Source organism: Rhodopseudomonas sp. BR0M22 (assembly GCF_010907035.1).
Classification (GTDB): Bacteria; Pseudomonadota; Alphaproteobacteria; order Rhizobiales; family Xanthobacteraceae; genus Rhodopseudomonas.
Map to the genome: position 1 here is coordinate 1 of NZ_QUMK01000126.1, position 5164 is coordinate 5164.

Sequence of the window (5164 nt, forward strand, 5' to 3'; positions counted from 1 at the left end):
CCCCAAGCACAGCGCGCCCCCTCGCCCCGCCCTTGCGGGGAGAGGGTTGGGGTGAGGGGCAGCAGCGCATCCGCGCGCGTCGAGGCTGCTAATAGACGCCGTGCCATGCCCCTCACCCGGCGCGCGAACGCGCGCCGACCTCTCCCCGCGCAGGGCGGGGAGAGGTTGCACGGTGCCTGGGGCAAAGCTCTGCTCATCACGAAATTAATCAGGAGCTACGGCGCCGCGACCAGGCGGTAGCCGATGCCGCGGACGGCTTGCAGGAACAGCGGGTTGGCGGGGTCGCGCTCGATCTTGCGGCGCAGGCGGTTGATCTGGACGTCGACCGCGCGCTCGTTGGCATTGCCGGCGCCGGACAGATCGCCGCGCGGCACGGTCTCGCCGGGCGCCGCCGCCAGCATCCGCAGCATGTCGCGCTCGCGGTCGGTGAGATGGACGATCTCCTCGCCCTGGCGCAGTTCGCCGCGATCGATGTGAAACACATACGGCCCGAACGCCACCGTCTCGGCCTTGGCGGCGGGTGCCGGCGCGGTGCGCTTGAGGATGTTGCCGATCCGCAGCAGCAATTCGCGCGGCTCGAACGGCTTGGCGACGTAGTCGTCGGCGCCGATCTGCAGGCCTTCGATCCGGCTCTCCGCCTCGTGCCGGGCGGTCAGCATCACGATCGGCACGTCGGAGGTCAGGCGGATCGAGCGGGCGAGATCGAAACCGGTCTCACCCGGCATCATCACGTCGAGGATCAACAGATCGAAATCGAGTCCGGCCAGCTTGGCGCGGGCGTCGCGCACGCTCTGCGCGGTGGTGACGCGATAGCCCTCGGAGGCGAGAAACCGCGACAGCAGATCGCGGATGCGGCGGTCGTCGTCGACCAGCAGTAGATGCGGCGCATCGTCGGCGGGGCGGACCGGTTTCTTCGCCAATGTTGCGAGCTGGATCACGTCACGTCCTTTGCGATGGCGCCGCCGTGCAGGATGGTCTGGAGCACCTTGTCCGGATCGTCCCGATCGATCATGGCGCGCAGGAATTTGCCGACCGTCTCGGCGCCGCCGGGACCGAGGTCGCGCAACGCGCGATCGATCCGTTCGGTCTGCAGCCGGGCCAGTTTCTCCACCAGCGCCTCGCCCTTTGCGGTGGCGAAAAGAAGGCGCTGGCGGCGGTCGCTGTCGCCGGCCTTCTGCACGATGTAGCCCTCGTCCAGCAGTTGCTTCAGCACCCGGCTGAGCGACTGCTTGGTGATCCGCAGCACGTCGAGCAGATCGGCCACCGTCAGGCCGGGATAGCGGCAGACGAAATGCACCACGCGGTGATGGGCGCGGCCGAAGCCGAACGCCTCCAGCACATGGTCGGCGTCGCCGACGAAGTCGCGATAGGCGAAGAACAGCAGCTCGACGATGTCCCAGCGCGGCGGCCGCGGATCGGTGCCCGCCGCCGGCTCAGCCGAGCGCTCGCCGGACGGCCGGATCATCTCGTTGAAATTTATGTCAGCCATGTTGACATATCAGGTCTTTATGTTACAAAACCGCCGACCAAGACGAAATAATCGACTATTCCGCTTGCGACCCGTGCCCGTGCAGTCCGATAAAGGAAGCTGCCCGGCGGCCTGCATGCGATGGTCGGACGGCTCGGCCGAAACATTAGCGGAGTTCGGCAATTCCGCCAAAACATCTCCCGGCCACCGCCGGGACCGATAACCACCCTTGCGGCCGGCTCGCGTAGCCGGATCCGCCACAACCACGGCCACCCGCAGGCGCGCCGATCGAGGAGAAGATCGATGGGAGTTTCGTTCGACAAGATGGACGGCTCGCTCTGGCTGGATTTCGAGGTGCAGCCCACGACCAGCCCGACGCCGGACGCAGATCGCACCGCCAAGCTGGCCAACCCCGGCTTCGGCCGCGTCTTCACCGACCACATGGCCGTGGTCCGCTACGACCAGACCAACGGCTGGAACGCTGCGCGCGTCGAGGCTCGAGCCAATTTCCCGCTGCACACCGCGACCGCCGTGCTGCACTATGCGCAGGAAATCTTCGAGGGTCTGAAGGCCTATAAGCGCGACGACGGCGGCGTGAACCTGTTCCGCCCCGACGCCAACGCCCGCCGCTTCCGCGACTCGGCCGACCGCATGGCGATGGCTCAGCTGCCGGAGACGGTGTTCATCGAAGCGGTCGAACAGATCGTCAAGATCGACCGGAGTTGGATTCCGGGCGGCGAAGGCAGCCTGTATCTGCGGCCGTTCATGATCGCCAGCGAGGTGTTCCTCGGCGTCAAGCCGTCGGCGGAGTACATCTTCGCGGTGATCGCCTCGCCGGTCGGCTCGTACTTCAAGGGCGGCCCGGCGCCGGTGTCGATCTGGGTTTCGGAGAATTACACCCGCGCGGCGGTCGGCGGCACCGGCGGCGTCAAGTGCGGCGGCAACTACGCGGCCAGCCTGCGCGCCCAGGCCGAAGCGATCGAGCGCGGCTGCGATCAGGTGGTGTTCCTCGATGCGCTGGAGCGCCGCTACGTCGAAGAGCTCGGCGGCATGAACGTGTTCTTCGTGTTCGACGACGGCTCGCTGACCACGCCGCCGCTCGGCACCATCCTGCCCGGCATCACCCGCGACTCGATCATCACGCTGGCGCGCGCCGCCGGCCGCACCGTTCGCGAGGAGCCGTACACGATCGAGCAGTGGCGCGCCGACGCGGCCAGCGGCAAGCTCAAGGAAGCGTTCGCCTGCGGCACCGCCGCGGTGATCTCGCCGATCGGCAAGGTGTGCTCGAACCACGGCGACTTCACCATCGGCGGCGGCCAGGCCGGCGAAGTGGCGATGGGCCTGCGCAAGCAGCTCGTCGACATCCAATACGGCCGCGCCGAGGATAAGCACGGCTGGATCAAGAAGGTGTTCTGAGGGTCTATTAGTTAGGGCACCACTCTCACCACGAGTCATTCCGGGGCGCTGACGAAGTCAGCGAACCCGGAATCTCTTATGTAACAACCTCGAGATTCCGGGCTCGCGCTACGCGCGCCCCGGAACGACGTTGCCGACACCATCGACACGAGCACGGCACGCTCCCTCGCCCCGCTCTTGCGGGGAGAGGGCTGGGGTGAGGGGCGACGCGGATCGCGGACTCACTGCCTGGGGCGCCCTCACCCCAGCCCTCTCCCGCAGGCGGGAGAGGGAGCGCGCGGTGCTCGGGGCGCATGCAATGCGCGGACGCACAGACGGCAACTACCTCCGCCCGAACAGCTTCTCGATATCGGTCAGCGTCAGTTCGACGTAGGTCGGGCGGCCGTGGTTGCATTGGCCGGAATTCGGCGTGGCTTCCATCTCGCGCAGCAGCGCGTTCATCTCTTCCGGCTTGAGCACGCGCCCGGCCCGCACCGAGCCGTGGCAGGCCATGGTGGCGGCGACGTGCATCAGGCGGCGCTCCAGCGGCAGCGCTTCGTCCCATTCGGCCATGTGCTCGGCGAGATCGCGCAACAGCCCCGCCGCATCGGTCTTGCCGAGCAGCGACGGCGTTTCGCGCACCGCCACCGCGCCGGGGCCGAAGCTCTCGATCACGAGGCCGAACTTCGCCAGCTCCTCGGCGCGCGCGACCAGACGCTCGACCGTCGCTTCGTCCATCTCGACGATGTCGGGGATCAGCAGGATCTGCCGCTGCACGCCGTTGGCGTCGAGCGAGGCTTTGAGCCGTTCATAGACGATCCGCTCGTGTGCGGCGTGCTGATCGATCACGATGAGACCGTCGCGGGTCTGCGACACGATGTAGGTCTCGTGGATCTGGGTGCGCGCCGCGCCGAGCGGCCGGTCGAGCAGATCCGGCGTCACCTCGGTCGGACGAATGTCGGCGCTCGGCGCGCCCACATCGAACGCCGCCTGCGCGCGCTCGGCGAACGATGGCGCCGCGCTGCCACCGACCGGATAGGACGGCGACGAACGCCAATCCCAATTCGCCGGCGGCATCGAAGCGGGACGAAACGTCGAGATCACGCTGCCGGCGCTGTTGGCCGCGGTGCGGCGGCCTTCGCGCGCGAGGCCTTCCTTCAGCGCGTGCACGATCAGCGCGCGGACCAGGCCCGCATTGCGGAACCGCACCTCGGTCTTGGCCGGATGCACGTTGGCGTCGACCTCGCGGCTATCCAGCGTGACGAACAGCGCCACCACCGGATGACGGTCGCGCGGCAAGTAATCCGAATAGGCGGCGCGCACGGCTCCCAAGATCAGCTTGTCGCGCACCGGGCGGCCGTTGACGAACAGATACTGGCCGAGCGCATTGGCCTTGGTCAGCGACGGCGCCGCCGCGAAGCCTTCGACCACGACGCCCTCGCGTTCGGCGCGGACCTCGATGGCGTTGGCGCGAAAGTCGGCGCCGAGAATATCGCCGAGCCGGATCAATTGGCCCGGCGCCCCCGGCAGCGCCGCCGCCCAGGTCACCGGCGCGCGTTCTTCGCCGGCCAGGGTGAAGGCGACGTCCGGCCGCGCCATCGCAAGGCGCCGCACCACTTCGCGGATGGCCTCGGCCTCGGTGCGGTCGGTCTTGAGAAATTTCAGCCGCGCCGGCGTGGCAAAGAACAGATCGGCGACTTCGACGCGGGTGCCTTGGGTCAAGGCCGCCGGCGCGATCGGAGTCTTGTCGCCGCCTTCGACCCGCATCGCCCAGGCGTGCGGCTCGCTGGCATGGCGCGTGGTGATCGACAGCTTCGCCACCGCGCCGATCGACGGCAGCGCCTCGCCGCGAAAGCCCAGGGTGCGGATCGCCAGCAAATCCTCGTCGTCGAGCTTGGAGGTGGCGTGGCGATCGACCGCGAGCGCGAGATCGGCCGCGGTCATCCCCGAGCCGTCGTCGGCGATCACGATCTTCCGCCGCCCGCCGCCGTCCGAGAAGATGTCGATCCGGCTGGCCCCGGCATCGATCGCGTTCTCGACCAGCTCCTTCACCACGCTCGCCGGCCGCTCCACCACCTCGCCAGCAGCGATGCGGTTGACGATGGTTTCGGGAAGTTGGCGAACGGGCATGCGGCGACTCGGTTGGCAGAGCGCGGACTTTAGGGGAGCGAAGGAGGAATTGCGACGCTAGCGCTGCCGATCCCCTCCCCCTTGCGGGGAGGGTCGGCCGAGCGGAGCGGAGGCCGGGGTGGGGGGTCCCGGGCCTGGCTCTTATACACATCTCCGAGCCCACGAGACGTA

Annotated in this window: 4 protein-coding genes; 1 reads left to right on the forward strand and 3 read right to left on the reverse strand. The window is 68.3% G+C overall.

Annotation, left to right across the window (positions count from 1 at the left end):
- Positions 1-215: 215 nt before the first annotated feature.
- Both DY468_RS24215 and DY468_RS24220 read right to left on the reverse strand, forming a co-directional pair.
- Positions 216-938 (reverse strand): response regulator, encoded by a 723-nt coding sequence (locus DY468_RS24215; RefSeq protein WP_164608117.1) that lies wholly within the window; start codon positions 936-938, stop codon positions 216-218.
- On the reverse strand, positions 935-1489 hold the full coding sequence (locus DY468_RS24220; protein WP_164608119.1) for a MarR family winged helix-turn-helix transcriptional regulator: 555 nt from the start codon (positions 1487-1489) through the stop codon (positions 935-937). Before DY468_RS24220 ends, DY468_RS24215 begins: the two co-directional genes overlap by 4 nt.
- A 282-nt stretch (positions 1490-1771) precedes the next feature.
- Here DY468_RS24220 and DY468_RS24225 point away from each other — a divergent pair, with 282 nt between their 5' ends.
- Positions 1772-2884 carry a branched-chain amino acid aminotransferase gene (locus DY468_RS24225; RefSeq protein WP_164608121.1) on the forward strand — a complete coding sequence of 371 codons (1113 nt, stop codon included), beginning with the start codon at positions 1772-1774 and terminating at the stop codon, positions 2882-2884.
- Positions 2885-3205: 321 nt separating this feature from the next.
- Here DY468_RS24225 and mutL read toward each other — a convergent pair whose 3' ends face one another.
- On the reverse strand, positions 3206-4993 hold the full coding sequence (gene mutL / locus DY468_RS24230; protein ID WP_164608123.1) for a DNA mismatch repair endonuclease MutL: 1788 nt from the start codon (positions 4991-4993) through the stop codon (positions 3206-3208).
- Positions 4994-5164 lie beyond the last annotated feature (171 nt).